Genomic DNA, 22,761 nt, shown 5'->3' with positions numbered 1-22,761 from the left:
CGGTCCGGGCGTGCCGGATCGCGGTCGTCGGAGCGGAGGAGTAAGGTGGTTCCCGTCAGAACATGCATCGGCAGTCGCCGTCGTGCTCCCCGGTCCTCTCTTCTCCGTGTCGTCGCCCTGAGCGACGGCCGCGTCGTGGCGGACCCGAAGGCAGTCATGCCGGGTCGGGGAGCGTGGCTCACACCGACCGTCGAAGCACATGATCAGGCCGCCAAGCGCAGGGCTTTCCGCCGGGCGCTGCGGCTGGACCATGAACCGGACACGTCCGCGGTGCGTGACTACCTCGAAGCGCTCCAGCGCTCCGGGCAGGCGCGTCACCAGGACATGACAGAACAGGCTGAACGGCTTATGGACAACTGATGAGCGGCTCGAAATGAGACCCGTCATCCATTGAGTCCTGCCCCTTCACGGGGTGGGACCCGTGAAGGAGAACAGTGGCAAAACCACGCGTACACGAGATCGCATCCGAACTCGGTGTCGACAGCAAGACCGCAATGGAGAAGCTCAAGGAACTCGGCGAATTCGTCAAGGGCCCGAGCTCCAGCGTCGAACCCCCCGTCGCACGGAAGCTCCGTGCCGCGCTGCAGGCTGATGGCGTCCCGACGTCGAAGCCCGCCGCAGCACCCGCGTCCGGTTCCGCGTCGCCGAAGCCCGCTGGCGCGGGTACCGGCGGTGCGGGCAGTGCAGGTACCGGCAGTGCCGGTTCCGGCAGTGCAGCGTCCGGCAAGGCCGCTTCCGGCAGTGCGGCTCCGGCCGGTGCTGCTGCAGGCGCGCCGAAGCCCGGCGGCATGAAGCCCGGCCCCGCCCGTCCCGCGCCCGCTCCGGCGGCGCCCGAGGCAGCGCCGGCCGACGAGACCCCGGCCGACCCGAACGCAGCCGTCCCGGCCGCGCCGAAGTCGGTCGCACAGCGTCAGGCCGAGGCCGAGGCAGCTCAGAAGGCCGCCGCAGCCGAGAAGGCCGCAGCTGCGGCCGACAAGGCCGCCGGCAAGCAGCCCGAGCCGAAGGACGACGCCGTCAAGCCCGGCGGCGCCGCGAAGCCGGGCTCCGCAGCCGGCCCCAAGCCGGGTGGCCCGAAGCCGGGCGCACGTCCCGGCAACAACCCGTACGCGTCGAGCCAGGGCATGGGCTCGCGCCCGCCGCGTCCGGGCAACAACCCGTACTCCTCGAACCAGGGCATGGGGCAGCGCCCCGCCGGCGGCGCCGGTGGCGGCAACGGCATCCCCCGTCCCGCTCCGCCGCGTCCGGGCGTCCCGCGTCCGGGTGCTCCGCGACCCGGTGGTCCCGGTCAGGGCAACCGTCCGAACGGCTTCGGGCAGCGCCCGGGCCAGGGTGGCGGCGGTCGTGGCGGCCCCGGTGGTCGTCCCGGTGGTGCCGGTGCAGGTGCCGGTGGCGGCTTCCCGCGTCCGGCCTTCAGCGGCCCGCGTCCCGCCGGTGGCGGTGGCCGCGGTCGTGGCCCCGGCGGCGGTACCGCTGGTGCGTTCGGTCGCGGTGGCGGCAAGAGCCGTGCCCGCAAGTCGAAGCGGACGAAGCGCGCCGAGTACGAGATGCGGCAGGCCCCGTCGCTCGGCGGTGTGCAGGTCCCTCGTGGCGACGGCAACACGGTCGTCCGTCTGCGTCGCGGTGCGAGCATCTCGGACTTCGCGGACAAGATCGACGCGAGCCCCGGCAACCTGGTGACGGTGCTGTTCCACCTCGGTGAGATGGCGACCGCGACCGAGTCGCTGGACGAGGCCACGTTCGAGGTCCTCGGTGAGGAACTGGGCTACAAGATCCAGATCGTCTCGCCCGAGGACGAGGACAAGGAGCTCCTCGAGGGCTTCGACATCGACCTCGAGGCAGAGCTCGACGACGAGGACGACTCGGTGCTGCAGCAGCGGCCCCCGGTGGTCACCGTCATGGGTCACGTCGACCACGGCAAGACCCGCCTGCTCGACGCCATCCGCAACTCGAAGGTCGTGGAGGGCGAAGCCGGCGGCATCACCCAGCACATCGGTGCGTACCAGATCGTCGCGCAGCACGAGGGCATCGACCGTCCGATCACGTTCATCGACACCCCGGGTCACGAGGCCTTCACCGCCATGCGTGCCCGTGGTGCGCAGGTGACGGACATCGCGATCCTGGTGGTCGCGGCGGACGACGGCATCATGCCCCAGACGATCGAGGCCTTGAACCACGCGCAGTCGGCGAACGTGCCGATCGTCGTGGCGGTCAACAAGATCGACAAGGAGGGTGCGAACCCGGCAAAGGTCCGGCAGCAGCTCACCGAGTACAACCTGGTGGCCGAGGAGTACGGCGGCGACGTCATGTTCGTCGACGTCTCCGCGCGGCAGAACATCGGTATCCAGGACCTCCTGGACGCCGTGCTGCTCACCGCGGACGCCGGTCTCGACCTGCGTGCGAACCCCGACAAGGACGCACGTGGTGTGGCGATCGAAGCGCGTCTGGACAAGGGCCGCGGTGCAGTCGCCACGGTGCTCATCCAGTCGGGCACGCTGCACGTCGGTGACGCGATCGTGGCGGGGACGGCCTACGGCCGCGTCCGTGCGATGGCGGACGAGGACGGCAACCCGGTGACCGCCGCGACGCCCAGCCGTCCGGTCCAGGTGCAGGGTCTGTCCTCGGTGCCCCGCGCCGGTGACACGTTCCTCGTCACCGAAGAGGACCGCACGGCACGTCAGATCGCTGAGAAGCGTGAAGCCGCCGAGCGCAACGCCCAGCTGGCCAAGGCCCGCAAGCGCATCTCGCTCGAGGACTTCACCCGTGCTCTCGAAGAGGGCAAGGTCGACTCGCTCAACCTCATCATCAAGGGTGACGTCTCCGGTGCCGTCGAGGCACTCGAGCAGTCGCTCCTGGACATCGAGGTCGACGACAGCGTCCAGCTCCGCATCCTGCACCGCGGTGTGGGTGCGATCACGGAGTCGGACATCGACCTGGCCACGATCGACAACGCGATCGTCATCGGCTTCAACGTCCGTCCGGACGTCAAGGCCCGTGAGCGTGCAGCGCGCGAGGGCATCGACGTGCGCTTCTACTCGGTCATCTACAACGCACTCGAGGACATCGAGCAGTCCCTCAAGGGCATGCTCAAGCCCGAGTACGAAGAGGTCCAGTCGGGCGTCGCCGAGATCCGCGAGGTGTTCCGTTCCTCCAAGTTCGGCAACATCGCGGGTGTCATCGTCCGCTCCGGCACGATCACGCGCAACGCCAAGGCGCGCGTCATCCGAGACGGCGTGGTGCTCGCCGATGGCCTGGCCATCGAGTCGCTCCGTCGCTTCAAGGACGACGTCACCGAGGTCCGCACGGACTTCGAAGCCGGTATCGGTCTGGGCAAGTACAACGACATCCAGATCGGCGACGAGATCGAGACCACCGAGCTCGTCGAGAAGCCGCGCGACTAGTCGCGTGAGTACCCTGGGCCCCGGTCTCCCCACGTGGGAGGCCGGGGCCCGACCCCGTTCCATCAGGACCACCGGCGGGAAGCGTCCCGCCACTGCCTCAGGAGGCACCCATGGCCGATCCGCAGCGCGCACGCAAGATGGCGGACCGCATCAAGGAAGTCGTTGCACGTCGACTCGACAAGGGCCTCCGGGACCCGCGACTCGGGTTCGTCACGATCACCGACGTCCGCGTGACCGGTGACCTGCAGCACGCGTCGATCTTCTACACGGTGTACGGCACCGACGAGGAGCGCGCCGACTCCGGCGCAGCGCTCAAGGCCGCCACCGGTCTGCTCCGCACCGAGGTCGGGAAGAACATCACGGCACGGCTCACGCCGTCGCTCGAGTTCATCGCCGACGCCCTGCCCGACACCTCCGCGCACCTCGAGGACCTCCTCGTGCAGGCGCAGGTGCGGGACGAGCAGGTCCGAGCGGCCGCCGTCGGCGCGACCTACGCCGGCGATGCCGACCCGTACAAGCGCGACGAGGACGACGAAGCCGAGACCGACGAGGGCGACGAGGGCGAGACCCGGGCCTAGCCCGCGGTCACGCCGCGTCAGTCTTCGTTCACGCCTCGGGCAGCCGGTAGCCGCTCGCGTCGTCCCCGACGGCCAGTCCGTCACGGAGGAGCGACGCGAGCGCCCGGTCGCGCTGCTCGGCGTCCGGCCACACCGGCTCGATCTCGTCGCGCGTCACCGGGACGTCGCTGGCCCGCAGCTCGGCCATGATGAGCCCGCGCACCTGCCGGTCGCTGCCGGCGAACTTCGACTGCTTCGGCGCACGGGGTCCGTCGTGCTCCGGGTACCCCGCCGCCCGCCAGGCGCACCGGTCCGCGATCGGGCAGGCGTCGCACGCGGGGGAGCGGGCCACGCAGACGAGCGCCCCGAGCTCCATCACGGCGGCGTTGGTGGCGGCCGCGTCGTCGCGGTCGGCCGGCAGCACGGACTCCATCAGCGGGAGGTCCTGCTTCGCCTTCGCCGGACCGGGCTCGCCCTGGCCGAGCACCGCCCGCGCGAGGACCCGGCGGACGTTCACGTCCACCACCGGGTGACGGTCGCCGTAGGCGAAGACCGCGACGGCGCGCGCGGTGTAGTCGCCGATCCCGGGCAGTGCCAAGAGCGCGTCCACGTCGCGCGGCACCACGTTGTCGTGTTGTTCGGCGATGGCCGTGGCCGCCGCGTGCAGCGCGAGCGCGCGTCTCGGGTAGCCGAGCCGGTCCCAGGCGCGCACCGCGTCCGCCGGGGGCGAGGCCGCGAGGTCCGCAGGTGTCGGCCACCGGGTGAGCCATGCCTCCAGGCGGGGGATGACGCGCGCGACCTGCGTCTGTTGCAGCATGATCTCGCTGACCAGCGTGCCCCAGGCCGGGAAGCCGGGGCGGCGCCAGGGCAGGTCGCGGGCGTCCTGTCGGAACCAGGCGACGAGCGGGGTCGCGATGTCGGGTCGTCCGGGTGTGGCCGAGTCCTCCACACCGTCTCGCGTCGTCGGGTTGTCCACATTCTCCCTGGAGGCCCGACTCGCGTTCACCACGACAGCCTACGGTGGGTGCATGGCACGTTGGGCACCCCAGGAGATCGACACGATGGCCGCGATCGCGACCGAGGTGATCGCGCAGGTCGGCACGAACCGCACCGTCATCGGCGTGGACGGACAGGACGGCACGGACCTCGAGCGGGTCGCCGCCGGACTCGTCGCCGGCTTCGAACAGCACGGGGTCTCGGCGATGGCCGCGGCGGCACCGTCGAGTGACGTCGATGCGCTGCGCTCGGACCTCGTCGCACCGTTCCGGTCGACCGGGGCGGGGGACGGCGTCCTCGTCGTGCACGGTCACGGGGTGCTCGGTCACGGCGCCCGTGGACTCTGGCGCTGGTCGCTCTGGGTGGAGCAGGAGGACGGGCGTCTCGAGCGTCGTGCGGACGTGAAGATCGCCGCCTCCGCGGTGCTCGACGTGACCGATCCGGAGCACCCTCGTCGTGAGTGGAACGATGCCTGCTGAGGCTCGCCGCCGCTGGTAATCTCCTACGGTGCTCGAAACCGCGCCCGATGGCATCCTCCTCGTCGACAAGCCGCAGGGGATCTCCAGTCACCGGGTCGTCTCGATCGCCCGTCGGCGACTGGACCTGAAGAAGGTCGGCCACGCCGGCACCCTCGACCCGATGGCGACCGGCCTGCTGCTCCTCGGCATCGGTCCCTCCACACGGCTCCTGACCCACCTGGTCGGCCTCGACAAGACGTACACGGCGACGATCCGCCTCGGTGTCTCGACCGACTCCGACGACGCCGACGGTTCTCCCACGGCTGCCGTCGGCACCGGGTCGGCCGACGTGTCCGACGCCGCGATCGAGGCTGCGGTGGCCGTGCAGCGCGGCGAGATCTCGCAGGTCCCGTCGACCGTCAGCGCGATCAAGGTGGACGGCCGCCGCGCCTACGACCTCGCCCGGAAGGGCGAGGAGGTCGTGCTCAAGTCGCGAACCGTCACGGTGTCGCGCTTCGACGTGACCGGCCGGAACGAGCGGGTCGTCACGGTGGACGGCACGGACGTCCACGTGGTGGACCTCGACGTCGTCGTCAGCTGCTCGTCGGGCACCTACGTCCGCGCGCTCGCCCGTGACGTCGGTGCTGCGCTCGGCACCGGGGCGCACCTCACCGCCCTCCGCCGCACGCGGATCGGACCGTTCGACGTCGAGGACGCCATCGACCTCGAGGACGACGACGTCGACGTCCGTGCCGCACTGCAGCGACCGGCCGACGTCGCCAGACGGCTGTTCCCGGCCGTCCCGCTGGACGCCGCGGCCGCGAAGGACCTCGGTGACGGCAAGCGCGTCGCCGCAGACCACCCGGACACCGACGGACCCGTCGCAGCCGTCGCCACCGACGGGGACCGGCTCGTCGGCCTCGTCTCGGTCCGGCGAGGACTGCTCCGGGTCATCACCAACTTCCCGACGGCGGCCCGGCCGACGTCGGCCGGACGAGGAGCGAACGCGTGATCGAGTGGTTCATGTGGGTCCAGCTCGTCATCGCCGTCGTCGCGGGGCTGTTCGCGGTGGTCGTCGGGTTCATCGGGTGGAAGCCGAACGACTACACGGTCGGCTCGCTCGTCCTCGTCGAGCTGCTCCTCGTCGCGCAGGGCGTGATCGCGATCGTGCTCCCCGTCGTCGGCAGCCCGCCGGAGGGCAACGCACTGGAGTTCGGCGTGTACGCGGTGTCCGTGCTGCTCGTCCCGCCGGCCACCATCGTGTGGGCCCTCATCGACCGGACGAAGTGGAGCACCGTCGTCCTCGGTGCCGGCGCGTTCACCGTCGCCGTGATGGTCTACCGGATGTACCAGATCTGGTTCGCGCTGAACTGACGCGCGGCGTGGTCCGCACTGACGCGCTGCGTCATCGTGCACCCGCTCCGTCGGTAGACTCGGTCCAATGGCGACCAGATCCTCTCTCGCGACCGGCATCGGCCGAGTCCTCATCGCCGTCTACGGCGTCCTCGCGTTGGCGGCGACCGGTCGGAGCGTCGTCCAGATCATCGAGAAGTTCGACTTCGCGCCGTTCGCCTACACGCTGAGCGCCGTCGCGGCGGTCGTCTACATCGTCGCGATCATCGCCCTCATCGCACCGGGCCGGTTCTGGTACCGCGTGGCCTGCGTCACGATCGGCTTCGAGATGACCGGCGTGCTCGTCGTCGGCACGCTCTCGCTCTTCGACCGCGCGCTCTTCCCCGACGACACCATCTGGTCGTACTACGGCCTGGGGTACGCGTTCGCCCCGCTCGTGCTGCCCGTCGCGGGTCTCTGGTGGCTCCGCAAGCACCACCGCACGGCGGTCGGCACCGATCCCGCTGCGTCCACCGCCGTACCGGCCGGCGAGTAGGGGAGTGACGGTGCAGTACTACGACGACATCGCCGACGTGGCCCAGGGCTTCGGTCCGAGTGCGGTCACGATCGGCAAGTTCGACGGGGTCCACGTCGGCCACCGTGCCGTGATCGCCCACCTCGAGCGTGCGGCACAGGAACACGGCCTGGTGTCCACCGTCGTCACGTTCGACCGGCACCCGCTCAACGTCATCGACCCGGTGAAGGTCCCGCCGGCGCTGACGAGCACGGCGCAGCGACGGGAGCTCCTCGACCAGGTCGGGGTCGACGCGACGCTGCTCCTCCGGTTCGACCACGACCTGCAGTCGAAGTCGCCCGAGGCGTTCGTGTCCGAGATCCTCGTGGACACCCTGCACGCCCGCCTGGTCTTCGTCGGCAGTGACTTCCGCTTCGGCGCGAAGGGCGCCGGCGACGTCACGCTCCTCCGCACCCTCGGCGAGCGGCACGGGTTCACCGTCGAGCTCATCGACGACGTCGACCTGGTGGACGACGTCCGCCCGGACGGCGAACGACGGGTGTCCTCGACGTGGATCCGCGAGCTGCTGGGCGACGGTCGCGTGGCCGAGGCCGCACGGCTGCTCGGCCGCGAGCACGCCGTCCGCAGCGTCGTCGTCCACGGGAACCAGCGCGGCCGCGCCATGGGCTACCCGACGGCGAACCTCGACCCTGCCTGCGAGGGGTTCGTCCCCGCCGACGGCGTCTACGCGGCTCGGGTCCTGCACGACGGCACCGTGTACCCCGCGGCGGTCTCGGTCGGGAACAACCCGACGTTCGAGGGCGTCCCCGCGAAGCAGATCGAGGCGCACCTGCTCGACGTCGACATCGACCTCTACGGCGAGACGATCTCGGTGCTGTTCGTCTCGTACGTCCGCGGCATGGTGAAGTTCTCGTCGATGGACGAGCTCGCCGAGCAGATGCGCCAGGACGACCGCGACATCCGATTGCTGCTGGGGCTGCCCGCGCCCGTGTGACGGGTGCGCGGCGGGTGCACGCTTCCCCGTCGCGTGTGGTGCGAGGTTCCGTCCTCCGTGCGGGACCCGCACGGTCCCACGGAGGACGCAACCTCGCACCAAGCCGTCGCACGAGCGCCCGGCGCCCCACGCCGTCGCACGAGCGCCCGGCGCCCGGCGCCCGGCGCCGCACACGACGGAGCCCCCGCGACCTCAGGGTCGCGGGGGCTCCGTCGTGTGGTGGGAGGTGTCAGCCGCCGAGTGCGTCGAGCCAGATCTTGCGGGCGTCGAGCGCTTCCTGGGCGTCCTTGATCTTGCGTGCGTTGCCGGAGGCCTGCGCGTCGGCGAGCTCGGCCTCGAGCTTGCCGATGGCGTCCTCGAGCTGGCTCGCCAGGCCGGTCTGACGGGCCTTGCGCTCCGGGTCGGACGACTTCCAGTGCTGGTCCTCGAGGCTCCGCACGTGGTCCTCGATCGCACGGAGTCGGTCCTCGACGCGGCGGACGTCCGCGCGGGGGACCTTGCCGACCTCGTCCCAGCGGCGCTGGATGCCGGTGAGGGTCCGGCGTGCAGACACGCGGTCGGTCGCGGTGAGGAGCGGCTCGGCCTCGGTGAGGAGCGCCTGCTTCGCCACGAGGTTCTCCGAGTACTCCTCGTTCTCAGCGGCGCTCTCGGCGTGTCGCTGCTCGAACAGCACGTCGCCGGCGGCCTTGAAGCGAGCCCAGAGCGCGTCGTCGTGCCGCTTGCCGGCACGGCCCGCGGCCTTCCAGTCGTCGAGCAGTTCGCGGTACGCCGAGATCGCGTCGGAGCCGCGCGGTGCGAGGGCCTCGGCCTGCTGCACGAGCTCCTGCTTGCGGTTGCGGGCGTCGCGGTGCTGCGAGTCGAGCTCCGAGTAGAAGGCACGACGGTGCTGGTCCACGGTCGAACGCGCCGCGCGGAACCGCTTCCAGAGCTCGTTCGCCTCGTTCTTGGGGATGCGCGGGCCGTCGTGCTGGTGCTGCTGCCACCGCGCGAAGACGTCGTCGAGCTGCGCGGTGATCTGCTTCCACTGCGCTCGGGCGGGATCGACGGCGGCCAGCGCCTCGGCTTCCTCGACCAGTGCGGTGCGGTGTGCCAGCGCATCGGCGAGGGCCTGCTGGGCCTGCTCCGCCTGCTCCTTGGTGAGCGAGCCGAGCTGCTCGGTCAGTGCGCCGACGCGGGTCTCGAGCGCCTTGAGGTCACCGACGACGCGGGCCTCGGCCACCAGGGCCTGCAGGTGCTCCACGGTGCGGGCGACGTCGTTCGCCGAGGCTCCGCGCTGGACGCGCTGCTCGGCGATCTTCACCTGCCCCTCGAGGTCGGCGTACTTCCGCGCGAAGTAGGCGAGGGCCTCGTCCGGGGTCGCGTCGGGGTACTCACCGACCGCCTTCTCGGTGTCGTCGTACCGGACGTAGACCGTCCCGTTCTCGTCGACCCGGCCCCAGGTCGTTGCTTCGTCAGATCCCACAGGTCTCGCCTCGATCGTGGTCGTGCATCACCGACGTCGCCGTCGGCACGGTCAGGTCGTCAGCCTATTGCACGGACGGCGTCTGCGACCCGCCCGGTCGGCGCGCCTGTGGACTACTTCTCCCGCGCGATCGTCGCGCCGGTGATCTTGGTCGTGACCTTGGGCTCGCCGGTGCCGTCGTCACCGGCCGACGAGATCCCCTTCGAGGTGATGTCCGACTCGAGGTCGTCGAGGCCGCTCGTGACCTTCCCGACGACGGTGTAGCCGCCGGTCGAGCCGTCGAGCGTGGTGTCGCCGTAGACGATGAAGAACTGCGTCGTCTGCGAGTACGCCGACGAGCCACGGGCGATCGCGATCGTGCCCTTCTCGTAGACGCCGTCGCTCGGCACGTTCTCGAGCGGGCCGTACTCGAAGCCGGCGTCGCCGGTGCCGTCCCCGTTCGCGGAGCCGCACTGCAGGAACTGGAAGCCCTTGCTGTCGGCGAGCCGGTGACAGGTCGTGCCGTTGTAGAACTGGTCCTGGATGAGCTTGATCTCGACGCTCGCGGCCTGCGGGGCCTTTCCCCCGTCGAGCTCGATGCCGAGCTCGACGTCCTTGTTGATCGTGAGCGACCCGGTCCAGGTGGAGTCCTTCGCGATCGACTTGGCCGGCACGTCGCCGGTGTTCGCGGCGGTCGCACTGGCCGACGGGGTCGGGGTGGCCGTGGCGGTCGCGCTGGCGCTGGCGTCGGCCTGCTTCCCGGAGTCCTGCGAGCCGGCGAACGCGAGCTGTGACCCGGTCGCGAGCGCCGCGACGAGCACCAGGACGCCCGCACCGACGAGGTTGTCGCGCAGCCGACGGCGTCGCTGCCGGTCGTGGAGGCCCTGTCGCGCCTTGTAGAGGCGGAGGCGCTCGCGCGCCTCGCGGTTGTCACGCGCCTGGTTCTTCGGTGCCACGGTGCTCTTCTGACCTCTCGTCGAGTGTGCGACGAGCGTAGCGGAACCGGCCATCAGGACCGACTGGAGGCGCGCCCCTGTCGGTGGGGCGGCTTACCATTGGGAGCATGGCAGCGGACCGTTCGGGCATGCGTGCGCCCACGACGGGCGGTCACGCCGGGCTCGCGCAGGGTTCCGTCCCGCTGGCGGTCCGGATGCGCCCCACCAGCCTCGCGGAAGTCGCCGGCCAGCAGCACCTGCTCGGCCGCGGCAGTCCGCTCGTGCAGCTCGCCACCGGCACGCGCGAGAACCCGGGGGGCGTCTCCGTGATCCTCTGGGGTCCGCCCGGCACCGGCAAGACGACCCTGGCGCAGGCGATCGCCCGGCAGTCCGGCCGCGAGTTCGTCGAGCTCTCCGCGGTCACCGCCGGCGTGAAGGACGTGCGCGAGGTGATGGAGAAGGCACTCACGCACCGTGACCTCTACGGCGCCACGACGGTGCTGTTTCTCGACGAGATCCACCGCTTCAGCAAGGCGCAGCAGGACGCCCTGCTGCCGGGGGTCGAGAACGGCTGGGTCATCCTCATCGCCGCGACCACCGAGAACCCGTCGTTCTCGGTCATCTCCCCGCTGCTGTCACGCTCCCTGCTCCTCACGCTGAAGCCCCTCACCGACGAAGACCTCGGCACGCTCGTCGACCGTGCGGTGGAGGACCCGCGCGGGCTCGGCGGCTCGGTCGTCCTCGGTGACGAGGCCCGCAGCGCCATCGTCCGGCTGTCCTCCGGGGACGCCCGTCGTGCGCTCACCGCGCTCGAGGCCGCCGCGGCCTCGGCGGTGGCCGCACAGGCCGACGACGCCGACGAAGCGCTCGACGGTGTCGACACGGTCCCGGTGGTCGACGCGGACACCGTCGCTGCGGCCGTCGACCGTGCACTGCTGCGGTACGACCGGCAGGGCGACGAGCACTACGACGTCATCAGCGCGTTCATCAAGTCGGTGCGGGGGAGCGACGTCGACGCGGCGCTCCACTACCTCGCGCGCATGATCGAGGCGGGCGAGGACCCCCGGTTCATCGCACGGCGGATCATCATCTCCGCGTCCGAGGACATCGGCATGGCGGACCCGCAGGCGCTGCCGATCGCCGTCGCCGCCGCGCAGGCCGTGCAGCTCATCGGCATGCCGGAGGGCCGCATCCCGTTGGCCGAGGCCGTCGTCTACCTGGCGACCGCGCCGAAGTCGAACGCCGCGTACAACGGGGTGAACGCCGCCGCTGCGGACGTCAAGGCCGGTCGTCTCGGGGTCGTCCCGATGCACCTCCGCGACGCGCACTACCCGGGGGCGAAGCGGCTCGGGCACGGCAAGGGGTACGTCTACTCCCACGACGCCGAGCACGGGGTCGCGGAGCAGCAGTACCTGCCGGATGCGCTCGAGGGCACCGAGTACTACACGCCGACCGCCAACGGCTACGAGCGCGAGGTCGGCCCGCGGCTCGAACGGCTCCGGAAGATCACCCGCGGCGAGTAGCCCGGCGTCCACGAGCCGTCCGTCGTCGGTACCGGTGCTTCACCCCGGGTCCGGATGCTGCTATCGTTGACGGGCCTACGTCCTGGTCCTCGCGTGCGGCTGCGCCGAGGACAGAGTGCCGTCAGGAACGAGAACCGGTCAGACCGGACCTCGATCCCGACGCCACGGGGGCAGAGGTTCGGACTGTAGCCGTCCGATCCCACAGGCTCATCCCTCTGGATCCCTCCGTCGGGTTCGATCACACGTGCGCGTGCGGTGGCCGACGGTCAGTTCAGTTCAGTACAGAGAAAAGGACCCTGTGTCTACCAAGTCACGCACCCGCAGCAAGACCCGCCTCTCGCGCGCGCTCGGCATCCCGCTGACGCCGAAGGCGGCCCGTTACCTCGAGAAGCGCCCCTACGGCCCCGGTGAGCACGGCCGCACCCGCCGTCGTGCGGACAGCGACTACGCCGTCCGCCTCCGTGAGAAGCAGCGTCTGCGCGCCCAGTACGGCATCCGCGAGAAGCAGCTCCGCATCGTCTTCGAAGAGGCCCGCAAGACGAAGGGCCTGACCGGTGAGAACCTGGTCGAGCTCCTCGAGCAGCGCCTCGACGCCCTCGTGCTCCGTGCCGGCTTCGCCCGCACGACCGCACAGGCCCGTCAGCTGATCGTGCACCGCCACATCCTCGTGGACGGCAAGCTCGTCGACCGCCCCTCCTTCCGCGTCAAGGAGGGCCAGCTCATCCACGTGAAGCAGCGCTCCGAGTCGCTCGAGCCGCTCCAGGTCGCCGCCGCCGGTGGGCACCAGGAAGTCCTGCCGAAGGTCCCGGGCTACCTCGAGGTCGAGATCGAGAAGCTCCACGCTCGCCTGGTCCGTCGTCCGAAGCGCGCCGAGGTCCCCGTGACCTGTGAAGTGCAGCTCGTCGTCGAGTACTACGCAGCTCGCTGATCTCCTGATCACACCCGAACGGCGGGTCGTCCTCTCCAGAGGTCGGCCCGCCGTTCGGCGTTCCCGCCCGGCACCTTCAGTAAGATCGTCTGGGCACGCACCGCTCGCGTGTGGAAGAGGGAGAGGCACCGTGAAGCAGCTGTTCTTCGTCGCCGTCGGCGTCGTCATCGGGTTCGCCGTCGCGCACAAGGTCGCGAACACTCCCGCTGGCGCACGGTTCTTCGCCGATGTGAACGACCGCACGAAGGCCTTCACGGGTGCCGTCGCCGACGGCTACCGCTCCCGCGAGGCCGAGCTCCGCACCGACGTCTGAGGTCCTCCTCGCCGTTCCCTCCCGCCGAACCTGAATCAGGAAGCACCATGCAGACCGCAGAGATCCGCCGCCGTTGGCTCCAGTTCTTCGGTGACCGCGGCCACACCGTCGTCCCGTCCGCCTCACTCGTCTCGGACGATCCCTCGCTCCTCTTCACGGTCGCTGGCATGGTCCCCTTCATCCCGTACCTGACGGGGTTGGTCCCGGCGCCGTACCCGCGCGCCACCAGCGTGCAGAAGTGCATCCGCACGAACGACATCGAAGAGGTCGGCAAGACCCCGCGGCACGGCACGTTCTTCCAGATGAACGGCAACTTCTCCTTCGGCGACTACTTCAAGGAGCAGGCGATCCAGTACGCCTGGGAGTTCCTGACCCAGCCGGAGAGCGACGGCGGCCTCGGCTTCTCGCCCGACGACCTGTGGGTGACCGTCTACGAAGAGGACGACGAGGCGATCGCGTTCTGGAAGCAGCACTCGTCCCTGCCCGAGGAGCGCATCCAGCGGCTCGGCAAGGACACCAACTACTGGTCGACCGGTCAGCCCGGCCCAGCGGGCCCGTGCTCGGAGATCTTCTTCGACCGCGGCCCCGCGTACGGCATCGACGGCGGTCCCGCGACCGACGACGACCGCTACGTCGAGATCTGGAACCTCGTCTTCATGCAGTACCAGATCGCCGACGTCCGGTCGAAGTACGACTTCGAGATCACCGGCGAGCTGCCGAACAAGAACATCGACACCGGCATGGGCCTCGAGCGCGTCGCCTTCATCAAGCAGGGCGTCGACAACATGTACGAGATCGACCAGGTCCGCCCGGTCCTCGACAAGGCCGCCGAGATCTCCGGCCGACGCTACGGCGCCGTGCACGAGGACGACGTCCGCATGCGCGTCATCGCGGACCACGTCCGGTCGGCGCTCATGCTCATCACCGACGGCGTCAGCCCGTCGAACGAGGGGCGCGGCTACATCCTCCGGCGTCTGCTCCGCCGGACGGTTCGTGCCATGCGCCTGCTCGGCGTCGAGGGTGCGACCTTCCCGGACCTCTTCCCGGCGTCGCGCGACGCCATGCAGGACGCCTACCCCGAGGTCGGCTCCGACTTCGACCGCATCGCACGCATCGCCTACGCGGAAGAGGAGACCTTCCTCCGCACCCTCGCGCAGGGCACGACGATCCTCGACGTCGCGGTCGAGCGCGCCAAGCAGGACGGCGCACCGTCGATCGGCGGCGACACGGCGTTCCTGCTCCACGACACCTTCGGCTTCCCGATCGACCTGACGATGGAGATGGCCGAGGAAGCCGGCGTGCACGTCGACCGCTCGGCCTTCGAGACCCTGATGTCCGAGCAGCGGGCGCGGGCCAAGGCGGACGCGAAGAGCAAGAAGACCGCCCTCGCCGACCTCAGCGTCTACAGTGCGTTCCGCGCCAAGGGCGAGACGGTCTTCCTCGGCTACGACGCGCTCGAGGCGGAGACGAACGTCCTCGGGATCATCGTCGGCGGCGTCAGCGTCGACCGTGCCGTCGCAGGCGACATCGCCGAGGTCATCCTCGGCGAGACCTCGCTCTACGCCGAGTCCGGCGGGCAGGACGCCGACCAGGGCTCGATCGTCGGCAACGGCTTCGACCTCGAGGTGCTCGACGTGCAGCGCCCGGTGGCGGGTCTCTGGAGCCACACCGTGCAGGTCCGCTCCGGCGAGGTCGGGGTCGGTGCGCCGGCGACGACGGTCGTCGACTCCGAGTACCGCCGCGGCGCCACCCAGGCCCACTCCGCGACGCACCTCGTGAACGCGGCGCTCCGTGACATCCTCGGCCCGGAGGCACTGCAGGCCGGTTCGTACAACAAGTCCGGCTACATGCGCCTCGACTTCTCGTGGTCGCAGCCGGTGTCGTTCGAGACCCGCTCCGAGATCGAGGAGGTCGTGAACACCGCGATCCGCTCCGACCTCGAGGTCTCCACGCGCGTGCTCCCGATCGACGAGGCGAAGTCGCTCGGCGCGCAGGCGCTCTTCGGTGAGAAGTACGGTTCCGAGGTCCGCATGGTCGACATCGGTGGCCCGTGGTCCCGTGAGCTCTGCGGTGGCACCCACGTGGCGTCGAGCGCCCAGGTCGGCCTCGTCAACCTGGTGGGGGAGTCGAGCGTCGGTTCGACCAACCGTCGTGTCGAGGCGCTCGTCGGGCTCGAGGGCTTCCGCGACCTCGCGGTCGAGCGCACGATCGTCTCCCAGCTGTCGAGTGCGCTGAAGGCTCCGCGCGAGGACCTCCCGACCCGCGTGCAGTCCCTCATGGAGGACCTGCGCACCGCCCAGAAGCGGGTCGCCGAGTTCGAGTCGGCGAACCTGCAGCAGCGTGTGCCGTCGCTCGCACGGCAGGCGACGACCGTCGGTGCGACGACCGTCGTGGCCGAGTCCGTCGACGGCCTGCAGTCCGGGGACGACCTCCGCGCCCTCGCGACCGGGGTCCGCGCACAGCTCGGGGACGGCGCGGCCGTCGTCGTGCTCGGCGCCGTCGTGGGCGGCAAGCCCGTGGTCATCGTCGCCACCAACGACGCAGCGCGCGCCGCCGGCGTCCAGGCGGGTCCGCTCGCCAAGGAAGCCGCCGGTGTGCTCGGTGGCGGTGGTGGCGGCAAGCCGGACCTGGCGCAGGGCGGTGGCACGGACGCGTCCGCGCTCCCGGCAGCGCTGCGTGCGGTGACCCAGCGGCTCACGGCCTGATCGTGGCGATCCGTTCCGGGCGGCGACTCGGCATCGACGTCGGTCGCGCCCGGATCGGGGTGGCCGTGTGCGACCGTGACGGGCTCCTCGCGACGCCGGTGGAGACGGTCAAGCGCCACGACGCGACGGACGTCCGCCGGATCGCCGAGATCGCGGACGAGTACGACGTGCTCGAGATCGTCGTCGGGCTGCCGCTGTCGATGTCGGGCGGGGACACCGCGTCGACCACCGACGCCCGCGAGTTCGCCGCCCGGCTCGCCGAGCACCGGCCGGTGCGACTCGTGGACGAACGCCTGTCGACGGTGACCGCCCAGCGCGGGCTCCACCAGGCCGGCAAGAACACGAAGAAGTCGCGTGCCGTGATCGACCAAGCGGCCGCTGTTATCATTCTGCAACACGCGCTCGACCACGAGCGTGCGTCCAGTGCCCCACCGGGGGCCACGCTCCCCTGAACCGGGCTCCCTGCCGTCGACCGAGACGACGATGCCCAGGCGGAGTTCCCGACCGAGAGACCGAGGACCGTTGGCAGACGACCTGGACTGGAACGCGATCATCGCGCCCGGCAACGACGCCGAGCGGCGGAAGACCACTTCCGACCGTGCGGCCACCACCGATGCGCGTGACGGCGTCGTCGAACCCACCCCCGGTACCCCGGCGCCCACCCGGCACCTCTCGCGACGCGAGGCCCGCGCAGCGGAGGCAGCTCGCGCAGCCGAGGCGGAGCGCGCAGCAGCCGATCGCTCGGCAGCGGGTCAGCGCCCGGCAGCCGCCGAGCCCGAGGCGCCCGCCGCGCCCGCTCGACGGTCGACCTACCGCGACCACCCGGTGTCCCCGGCCGATGCGCCCGTAGCACGACGCGCGGCGGACCTGCACCCCGAGGTCCACGCACTCCTCACCGGCGAGGTGCACGTGGGCGACGCGGACCGGCCAGCCGACCGTGCCGCAGGCGACCGTGCTCTGGCCGACGACGCCGCATCCCCCGACAGGGGAACGGACGCGGGCGCGACAGCGTCCGGCGCGAGCGGTCCTGCCCAGGGCGACGACGGCTCTGGAGGCGCGGGAGACGACGGACGCGGCGGTCGCGGTGGACGCGGGGGAGCCTCCAGGGCGCCACGCGAGCCGCGTGGGCCGCACCGCAGGCGACGTCGCGGACCGCTGATCGCGGGGATCGTCATCGTGGCGGTCGTCCTCGCCGGCGGGGTGTCGGCGTACGCGTTCGCCGCTCCGAAGATCCAGCAGGTCGTCGCGGCGCTCAGCGGCAACAAGGAGCCCGACGACTACACCGGCGACGGCACCACCAAGGTGACCATCACCATCAAGCAGGGCGACATCGGTGAGGACGTCGCGAAGACGCTGCAGCGCAGCGGCGTCGTGAAGGACTCGAAGGTCTTCTACAAGCTGCTGCTCGCGTCGCCTGACGTCCAGTTCCAGCCCGGGTCGTACTCGCTCAAGAAGGAGATGAGCTCGAAGACGGCCCTCGCGGCGCTGCAGGACACGAAGAACCGGGTGCAGGCGTCGATCGTCATCCCCGAGGGCACCGCGCTGCAGGACATCGAGGCCGGCATGGTCTCGAAGGCGGGGCTCTCCCAGGCCGAGGTCTCCGCTGCGGCGAAGGACCTCGCGGCGTACGGTCTGCCGGCGAACGTCACCACGCTCGAGGGCTGGCTGTTCCCGGCCACGTACCCGATCAACCCCGGGTGGACGGCCACGCAGTACTTCAAGTCGATGGTCGACACGATGAAGGAGCACCTCGCCGCGGCGGGTGTCGCCGAGGCCGACCAGGAGCACGTGATCGTCTTCGCGTCGCTCGTGCAGAAGGAAGCCGGCCTCGCCGCCGACTACCCGAAGGTCGCGCGGGTCTTCCAGAACCGCCTCGACCAGGGCATGAAGCTGCAGTCCGACGCAACGGTCGCGTACGGCACGGGCAACACGCACACGGTGACCACGACCGACGCCGAGCGCGCCGACGCGGGGAACGAGTACAACACCTACGTGCACGACGGCCTGCCGCCTGCGCCGATCTCGAACCCGGGCGACATCGCCATCAAGGCGGTCACGCAGGAAGCGTCGGGCAACTGGTTGTACTTCGTGACGGTGAACCTCGAGACGGGGGAGACGGTGTTCTCGGACACCTACGACCAGCACCTCGTCGCCGTGAAGCAGTTCCAGGCCTGGCTGCGCGCGCACCCCGACTACCAGTAGGCGGGGTGCGCGACCCCGACTCCTGGTAGTCGGGGTCGCGTCGCACGGGTGTGCGCTGTGGGAAGATGGGCACCATGCTTCGTTGGTTGACCGCTGGTGAGTCCCACGGACCCGAACTGATCGCGATGCTCGAGGGCCTGCCCGCGGGTGTCCCGGTCTCGTTCGAGTCCATCCGTACCGACCTCGCGCGACGCAAGCTCGGCTACGGCCGCGGCTCCCGCATGAAGTTCGAGCAGGACGAACTGCACGTGTCCGGTGGTGTCCGGCACGGGTACTCCCTCGGCAGCCCGATCGCGATCCGGATCGGCAACACCGAGTGGCCGAAGTGGGTCGAGGTCATGAACCCCGAACCCGTCGAGCAGACCGAGCTCTCCCGTGGCCGCAGCGCCCCGTTGACGCGACCGCGTCCGGGTCACGCCGACCTGGTCGGCATGCAGAAGTACGGCTTCGACGAGGCCCGACCGATCCTCGAGCGCGCCTCGGCCCGCGAGACCGCGGCCCGGGTGGCGCTCGGCGCCGTCGCGAAGTCCTTCCTGGCCGAGCTCGGCATCCGTTCGGTCGCGCACACGCTGCAGGTCGGCACGGTCCGCGTGCCCGACGGCACCGCACTGCCGCTCCCCGACGACGTCGACCGTCTCGACGAGGACCAGCTGCGCTGCTTCGACGCCGAGACCTCCGCCCGGATGGTCACCGAGGTCGAGGCGGCGAAGAAGGACGGCGACACCCTCGGCGGTGTCGTCGAGGTGCTGTTCTACGGCGTCCCGCCGGGGCTCGGCTCGCACGTGCAGTGGGACCGCCGGCTCGACGCCCGGCTGGCCGCGGCGATCATGGGCATCCAGGCGATCAAGGGCGTCGAGGTCGGCGACGGCTTCGCCACCGCTGCGCGCCGCGGTTCCGAGGCGCACGACGAGCTGTACCGCGAGGACGGCGAGATCATCCGCACCACCGACCGCGCCGGCGGCACCGAGGGCGGCATGTCCACCGGCACCGTGTTGCGCGTCCGCGCCGGCATGAAGCCGATCGCGACCGTCCCGCACGCCCTGCACACCATCGACGTCACCACGGGTGAGGACGCCTCGGCGCACCACCAGCGCTCCGACGTCTGCGCCGTGCCGGCCGCGGGTGTCGTGGCCGAGGCCATGGTCGCGCTCGTCCTCGCCGACGCCGTACTCGAGAAGTTCGGCGGCGACAACGTCGTCGAGACGAAGCGGAACCTCGACGCCTACCTGGCATCGATCCCGGAGACCCTCCGCAGCCGACGCACCGAGGCCGCCGAGCACTCCACCGCCTGGTGAGCACGCCCGCACCCGCGGCCCCCGTCGTCGTCATCGGCCCGATGGGCGCTGGGAAGTCGAGCGTCGGCAAGCGCGTCGCGAAGGCGCTCGGCGTCCCCTTCACCGACACCGACCGGGCGATCGTGCGTGAGCACGGGCCGATCCCGGGGATCTTCGCGGACCGCGGCGAATCGGCCTTCCGCGAGCTCGAGGCGGCTGCGGTTCGTGACGCCGTGGCCACCGGCGGCGTGATCGCCGTCGGGGGCGGCGCAGTCACGCACGCGGCGACACGCGAGGCCCTGGCGGGTGCCCGCGTGGTCCTGCTCACCGTCTCACCGGAGGCCGTCGCCGATCGGATCGCCGGCAGTGACCGACCGCTGCTGGCCGACGGCGGGATCGACGCCTGGCAGACCATCATGGACGCGCGGGCGGCGACCTACGCCGAGCTCGCCCACGCTGTGTTCGACACCTCCCGTCGGCCGATGTCGCACGTCGTCGACGACGTCGTCGCATGGCTGCGGTCCGCCGACGGCAGCGCCACGGCCGACGGCAGCAGCACGATCGACGGCAGCGCCGCCGACGGCAGCGCCACCGACGGCACAGCCGGTGACGCACCCGGAACCACCAACGAAGGAGCACCGTGACCGACTCGGCCCAGATCCTGCCGGAGGGCACCACCGAGATCCGCGTGGGCGGCGACGACGGCTACGTCGTGGCCGTGGGGAACGACCTGCTCGGCTCGGTGCCGGCGCTCCTCGGACCGCGGGTCGCCAAGGTCCTCATCGTGCACGCACCGACGCTCGGTGCCCGGGCGAACGGCCTGCGCGACCTGCTCGCGGCCGCCGGACTCGAGGCCCTCATCGCCGAGGTGCCCGACGCCGAGGGCGCCAAACGCGTCGAGGTGGCCGCGTTCTGCTGGCAGATCCTGGGGCAGTCCGACTTCACCCGCACCGACGCGGTGATCGGCCTCGGCGGCGGCGCCGTGACCGACCTGGCCGGCTTCGTCGCCGCCACGTGGCTGCGCGGCGTGCCGTACATCGCGATCCCGACGAGCGTGCTCGGCATGGTGGACGCGAGCGTCGGCGGCAAGACCGGCATCAACACGAACGAGGGCAAGAACCTCGTCGGCGCGTTTTACCCGCCGCGCGCGGTCGTGGCGGACCTCGACCTGGTCCGGACCCTGCCGCGCAACGAGATCCTCACCGGCTTCGCCGAGATCGTGAAGGCCGGCTTCATCGCCGTGCCGGAGATCCTCGACATCGTCGAGGCCGACGTCGCGCGGGTCACCGACCCGACCACGCCCGAGTTCCGGCGGGTCGTCGAACTCGCGATCCAGCTCAAGGCCGAGGTCGTCTCGGACGACTTCACCGAGCAGGGCCGCCGGGAGGTCCTCAACTACGGCCACACCCTCGGGCACGCCATCGAGCACGCCGAGCGCTACCAGTGGCGCCACGGTGCGGCGGTGTCGGTCGGCATGGTCTTCGCGGCCGAGCTCGCCCGTCTGACCGGACACCTCGACGACGCCACGGTCGACCGGCACCGGGCGATCCTCGAGTCGCTCGAGCTCCCGACGACGTACGGAGCCGGTCGCTGGGAGGGCCTCCTCGCCACGATGCGCCGTGACAAGAAGGCCCGCGCCGGCATGCTCCGGTTCATCATCCTCGACGGGGTCGGCAAGCCGGTGACGCTCGAGGGACCCGAGGACCACCTGCTGTTCACCGCCTACCAAGAGGTGGGCGTCTAGGCGTACCGCCTGACGCCGAGGTGGTCGCGGAGGTGCCGGCCCGTGTACTCGGTCCGGTGCAGCCCGCGGCGCTGCAGCTCGGGAACGACCTTCCGGGTGAAGGCCTCGACCCCGGTCGGGAAGTGCGTCGGCACCGCGAGGAACCCGTCGCAGGCTCCGGCCTCGGACCACTCCTGCATGGTGTCGGCGATCGTCGCGGGTGACCCGATCACCTTCCGGTAGCTGCCCTCGGCGAAGTACCGGGCGGTCTCGATCGTCGAGAGTCCCTGGTCGCGCGACACCGACATGATCGCTTCGCGGTGGGACTTGCCCGCGTTCGACTCGGGCAGCTCGGGGACGGGCGCATCCGGGTCGAACTGCCGGAAGTCGACCCCGCCGGCGAGCGGCCCGAGGTTGGCCAACGCGAGGTCGTCGGGGATGAGCGCCATCATCTCGTCGGCGAGGTCGTGAGCGAGCTCGTCGGTGTCGCCCACGATCGGCGTCATCCCGACCAGCACCTTCACGTGCTCCGGGTCGCGCCCGAACCGTTCGGCGCGAGCACGGATGTCGTCGCGGAAGGCACGGCTCGCAGTCGGGTCGGACTGCAGCGTGAAGACGACGTCCGCCGTCCGTGCCGCGAGTTCGCGCCCGGGCTCGGACGCGCCCGCCTGGAACACCACCGGCCGCCCCTGTGGGCTCCGGCCGGTGGTGAGCGGTCCGCGGACCCGGAAGTGCTCGCCCTCGTGCTGCAGGAACCGCATCTTCTCGACGTCGAAGTAGGTGCCGGACTCCTTGTCGCGGACGATCGCGTCGGGGTCCCACCCGTCCCAGAGCCCGGTCACGACGTCGACGAACTCGCTCGCCCGTTCGTACCGGGCCGCGTGCTGCACGTGCGCGTCGAGCCCGAAGTTCTGCGCCTCGTCCTCGTTGAACGACGTCACGAGGTTCCACCCAGCTCGGCCGTTGCTGATGTGGTCGAGCGTCGAGAACCGCCGGGCCAGGTTGAACGGGTCGTTGAAGGTCGTGGTCGACGTCGCCGCGAGCCCGAGCCGCGAGGTCCGCATCGCGAGGGCGGGGAGCAGCATCGTCGGGTCGAAGTGGATCGACCGCGGGTTGGCGGCGCCGTACGTGTCGCCGGCGAGGATGTCGTTGCTCCGGCGGACGGCGGCCTGGTCCTCGAAGAACAGCGCGTCGAGCTTCGCCTCCTCGGCGAGCTCGGCGGCGCGGACGTAGTGCTCGATGCCGAGGTCCAGTTCGGGCACGGCGTCGGGCAGGCGCCACGCGCCGAGGTGGTAGCCGGGGAACAGGAACAGGGCGAGGTGGATCTGCTGCACGGTGGTGTCCTCTCAGGGGACGACGAACGGGGCGGCGCGCGTCCGACACGACGGACGGGAGGCGCGGCACGGCGGGTGGGTCGGCGCAGGTGACCGACGGGGGGACGTTGCGG

General features: G+C 71.0%; 21 protein-coding genes. 17 read left to right on the top strand and 4 right to left on the bottom strand.

Annotation, left to right across the window (positions count from 1 at the left end):
• The first annotated feature begins 45 nt into the window (after positions 1-45).
• From DEJ28_RS10310 to rbfA, 3 genes are all read left to right on the top strand, one after another.
• Positions 46-360: a YlxR family protein gene (locus DEJ28_RS10310; RefSeq protein ID WP_111114702.1), complete on the top strand. Its 315-nt coding sequence runs from the start codon at positions 46-48 to the stop codon at positions 358-360.
• 74 nt (positions 361-434) lie between these two features.
• Positions 435-3,398 (top strand): translation initiation factor IF-2, encoded by a 2,964-nt coding sequence (infB, locus tag DEJ28_RS10305; protein WP_111114701.1) that lies wholly within the window; start codon positions 435-437, stop codon positions 3,396-3,398.
• A gap of 110 nt (positions 3,399-3,508) precedes the next feature.
• Positions 3,509-3,976 (top strand): 30S ribosome-binding factor RbfA, encoded by a 468-nt coding sequence (gene rbfA / locus DEJ28_RS10300; RefSeq protein WP_111114700.1) that lies wholly within the window; start codon positions 3,509-3,511, stop codon positions 3,974-3,976.
• A gap of 28 nt (positions 3,977-4,004) precedes the next feature.
• Here rbfA and DEJ28_RS10295 read toward each other — a convergent pair whose 3' ends face one another.
• Entirely contained in the window at positions 4,005-4,904 is a 900-nt protein-coding gene (locus DEJ28_RS10295) for an iron-sulfur binding domain-containing protein (protein ID WP_111114699.1), read from the bottom strand.
• Between the two features lie 79 nt (positions 4,905-4,983).
• On the opposite strand from DEJ28_RS10295, the gene DEJ28_RS10290 reads away from it, so the two are divergent.
• The 5 genes from DEJ28_RS10290 (at position 4,984) to DEJ28_RS10270 (ending at position 8,270) form a co-directional block, all read left to right on the top strand.
• The gene (locus tag DEJ28_RS10290; RefSeq protein ID WP_111114698.1) at positions 4,984-5,430 is read left to right on the top strand and encodes a hypothetical protein; all 447 of its coding nucleotides are present in this window, start codon (positions 4,984-4,986) and stop codon (positions 5,428-5,430) included.
• Between the two features lie 28 nt (positions 5,431-5,458).
• Entirely contained in the window at positions 5,459-6,421 is a 963-nt protein-coding gene (truB, locus tag DEJ28_RS10285; protein ID WP_111114697.1) for a tRNA pseudouridine(55) synthase TruB, read from the top strand.
• Positions 6,418-6,783 (top strand): hypothetical protein, encoded by a 366-nt coding sequence (locus DEJ28_RS10280; protein ID WP_111114696.1) that lies wholly within the window; start codon positions 6,418-6,420, stop codon positions 6,781-6,783. Before truB ends, DEJ28_RS10280 begins: the two co-directional genes overlap by 4 nt.
• A gap of 67 nt (positions 6,784-6,850) precedes the next feature.
• Positions 6,851-7,297, top strand: coding sequence for a hypothetical protein (locus DEJ28_RS10275; protein WP_111114695.1), 447 nt, complete (start codon positions 6,851-6,853; stop codon positions 7,295-7,297).
• A 10-nt stretch (positions 7,298-7,307) separates the two neighbouring features.
• A complete protein-coding gene (locus DEJ28_RS10270; RefSeq protein ID WP_111114768.1) occupies positions 7,308-8,270 on the top strand; it encodes a bifunctional riboflavin kinase/FAD synthetase in 963 nt (320 codons plus the stop codon).
• Positions 8,271-8,499: 229 nt separating this feature from the next.
• On the opposite strand, the gene DEJ28_RS10265 is transcribed toward DEJ28_RS10270, so the two are convergent.
• Positions 8,500-9,732 carry a DUF349 domain-containing protein gene (locus DEJ28_RS10265; protein ID WP_111114694.1) on the bottom strand — a complete coding sequence of 411 codons (1,233 nt, stop codon included), beginning with the start codon at positions 9,730-9,732 and terminating at the stop codon, positions 8,500-8,502.
• Positions 9,733-9,845: 113 nt separating this feature from the next.
• Positions 9,846-10,667, bottom strand: coding sequence for a peptidylprolyl isomerase (locus DEJ28_RS10260; protein ID WP_181433629.1), 822 nt, complete (start codon positions 10,665-10,667; stop codon positions 9,846-9,848).
• Positions 10,668-10,795: 128 nt separating this feature from the next.
• Here DEJ28_RS10260 and DEJ28_RS10255 point away from each other — a divergent pair, with 128 nt between their 5' ends.
• The 9 genes from DEJ28_RS10255 (at position 10,796) to aroB (ending at position 21,335) form a co-directional block, all read left to right on the top strand.
• The gene (locus DEJ28_RS10255; protein ID WP_111114692.1) at positions 10,796-12,169 is read left to right on the top strand and encodes a replication-associated recombination protein A; all 1,374 of its coding nucleotides are present in this window, start codon (positions 10,796-10,798) and stop codon (positions 12,167-12,169) included.
• 298 nt (positions 12,170-12,467) lie between these two features.
• Positions 12,468-13,097, top strand: coding sequence for a 30S ribosomal protein S4 (rpsD, locus tag DEJ28_RS10250; protein ID WP_111114691.1), 630 nt, complete (start codon positions 12,468-12,470; stop codon positions 13,095-13,097).
• 130 nt (positions 13,098-13,227) lie between these two features.
• Positions 13,228-13,410 carry a hypothetical protein gene (locus tag DEJ28_RS10245; RefSeq protein WP_111114690.1) on the top strand — a complete coding sequence of 61 codons (183 nt, stop codon included), beginning with the start codon at positions 13,228-13,230 and terminating at the stop codon, positions 13,408-13,410.
• A gap of 47 nt (positions 13,411-13,457) precedes the next feature.
• Positions 13,458-16,115: an alanine--tRNA ligase gene (gene alaS / locus DEJ28_RS10240; protein ID WP_111114689.1), complete on the top strand. Its 2,658-nt coding sequence runs from the start codon at positions 13,458-13,460 to the stop codon at positions 16,113-16,115.
• Complete coding sequence (ruvX, locus tag DEJ28_RS10235; RefSeq protein ID WP_111114688.1) at positions 16,115-16,567, top strand: Holliday junction resolvase RuvX; 453 nt, start codon at positions 16,115-16,117, stop codon at positions 16,565-16,567. The genes alaS and ruvX overlap by 1 nt, the downstream gene beginning before the upstream one ends.
• Positions 16,568-16,637: 70 nt before the next feature.
• Entirely contained in the window at positions 16,638-18,317 is a 1,680-nt protein-coding gene (gene mltG, locus DEJ28_RS10230) for an endolytic transglycosylase MltG (protein WP_258367945.1), read from the top strand.
• Between the two features lie 74 nt (positions 18,318-18,391).
• Entirely contained in the window at positions 18,392-19,612 is a 1,221-nt protein-coding gene (gene aroC / locus DEJ28_RS10225; RefSeq protein ID WP_111114766.1) for a chorismate synthase, read from the top strand.
• Positions 19,609-20,235, top strand: a complete 627-nt coding sequence (locus DEJ28_RS10220; RefSeq protein WP_181433628.1) for a shikimate kinase — start codon at positions 19,609-19,611, stop codon at positions 20,233-20,235. The genes aroC and DEJ28_RS10220 overlap by 4 nt, the downstream gene beginning before the upstream one ends.
• Before the next feature lie 17 nt (positions 20,236-20,252).
• Positions 20,253-21,335 (top strand): 3-dehydroquinate synthase, encoded by a 1,083-nt coding sequence (gene aroB, locus DEJ28_RS10215; protein WP_111114764.1) that lies wholly within the window; start codon positions 20,253-20,255, stop codon positions 21,333-21,335.
• Here the strand turns inward: aroB and DEJ28_RS10210 are convergent.
• Complete coding sequence (locus tag DEJ28_RS10210) at positions 21,332-22,648, bottom strand: LLM class flavin-dependent oxidoreductase (RefSeq protein ID WP_111114687.1); 1,317 nt, start codon at positions 22,646-22,648, stop codon at positions 21,332-21,334. The genes aroB and DEJ28_RS10210 overlap by 4 nt on opposite strands.
• Between the last annotated feature and the right edge of the window lie 113 nt (positions 22,649-22,761).

The sequence above is a fragment of the Curtobacterium sp. MCPF17_002 genome (assembly GCF_003234115.2).
Taxonomy (GTDB): Bacteria; Actinomycetota; Actinomycetes; order Actinomycetales; family Microbacteriaceae; genus Curtobacterium.
This window is presented reverse-complemented; position numbering and strand designations above follow the sequence as displayed.

What these genes read in the sequence shown, in the direction of transcription:
- rbfA (WP_111114700.1), top strand. Translation starts at nt 3,509, where the DNA reads ATGGCCGATCCGCAGCGCGCACGCAAGATGGCGGACCGCATCAAGGAA.
- DEJ28_RS10290 (WP_111114698.1), top strand. Translation starts at nt 4,984, where the DNA reads ATGGCACGTTGGGCACCCCAGGAGATCGACACGATGGCCGCGATCGCG.
- DEJ28_RS10275 (WP_111114695.1), top strand. Translation starts at nt 6,851, where the DNA reads ATGGCGACCAGATCCTCTCTCGCGACCGGCATCGGCCGAGTCCTCATC.
- DEJ28_RS10255 (WP_111114692.1), top strand. Translation starts at nt 10,796, where the DNA reads ATGCGTGCGCCCACGACGGGCGGTCACGCCGGGCTCGCGCAGGGTTCC.
- alaS (WP_111114689.1), top strand. Translation starts at nt 13,458, where the DNA reads ATGCAGACCGCAGAGATCCGCCGCCGTTGGCTCCAGTTCTTCGGTGAC.
- aroC (WP_111114766.1), top strand. Translation starts at nt 18,392, where the DNA reads ATGCTTCGTTGGTTGACCGCTGGTGAGTCCCACGGACCCGAACTGATC.